This is a genomic window from uncultured Agitococcus sp., assembly GCF_937920075.1.
GTDB lineage: Bacteria > Pseudomonadota > Gammaproteobacteria > Pseudomonadales > Moraxellaceae > Agitococcus.
Map to the genome: position 1 here is coordinate 1 of NZ_CALETI010000500.1, position 1,079 is coordinate 1,079.

3 protein-coding genes are annotated in these 1,079 nt (G+C 41.5%); all 3 read right to left on the reverse strand.

The features are described 5' to 3' along the window. Positions 1 to 292 (reverse strand): hypothetical protein (locus Q0212_RS16675; protein WP_297927622.1); only part of this gene is annotated, 292 nt, incomplete at its 3' end. Then, a complete protein-coding gene (locus Q0212_RS16680) occupies positions 282 to 653 on the reverse strand; it encodes a DUF3168 domain-containing protein (protein ID WP_297927623.1) in 372 nt (123 codons plus the stop codon). The genes Q0212_RS16680 and Q0212_RS16675, both read right to left, overlap by 11 nt. Then, positions 643 to 1,079 (reverse strand): HK97-gp10 family putative phage morphogenesis protein (locus Q0212_RS16685; protein ID WP_297927625.1); only part of this gene is annotated, 437 nt, incomplete at its 5' end. The genes Q0212_RS16685 and Q0212_RS16680, both read right to left, overlap by 11 nt.

The window sequence follows — 1,079 nt, forward strand, 5'->3', positions numbered from 1 at the left end:
CAACAGGGTTAGCTGCTTCAATATCTGCTTCTAAAAGACGCTGATTATCTAAGGCATCAGGATTAAAAATAGTATCTAAGCTCACACTACCGCCATCAATCAAACCACCCACATAGGTTTTATGAGGGTCAGGATTTGCACCGTCATATTGGTCAATAGTGGTAGTTTCAATTTCGGTGCGCGTTTTGGCAGGTGGCGTAATATCTTTAATTTGACTAATATCTTGCCATGCCACACCACTGTTACGCTGAAAACGTGTGCCTTGCGCGTGTAATACGTTTTTATTGGCCATTATTTGTTTGCTCCCACATAGAAAATTCAACAACAATTAAGTGCGCTTGCACTGTAGATTCAAATTGATAGTTGTCACTAATCGGCAAACAGCTTGGTAAATCTGTTTGCTCAGTCATAATTTTTATAACTTTGTCGCGTAATGCTTCGCATTCTTCAAATTCTTTAGCAAAAATATATAGTTGCACACGGCATTTAGCGTGGCCTAAATAGCCACAATCTAGGGTATTGACTAATTCACGGTTAGCAATCACAGAAATAATCATCGGGTATTCAGCATCTTCGGGCGCGGCATTTGGCCACACTTGACGCTCACCAAAAATAGGAGCTAAGTGTTTGTAGATTGCTTCACTAACGCGCATTAGCTGCCTCTCTTGCTGCTTTTTCGACTTCTTCGCCTAAGCGTTTGCCCAACTGGTCAAGGGCTTCTTCTTTTTTGGCTTGCCAAGCTGGTGCTAAAAACCGTTGCGGAGCAATGTATCGACCACCTTTGGCTTTCCATCCCCATTCTTGAAACTTGCCATAAAATGCACGGCCATCTAACGGGATAATGGATTGAATATTACCCATTGATGCACGTTGGCCACGGTACACACGTTGTTTTAAAGATTTACGCAAATTACCGGGTTTAACTGTGATAACCGCGCCTTTTTCTTTAAATTTATGAGGAACAATACCCAACGGAGCGCGTGCTTTAGCTTCTTCAAGCACAACTTTAGTACCACTTTTAACAGCAATTTCTAAGGCTTTTTTAGCAACCTTGCCTTGTAATTGACTTAATGATTGCT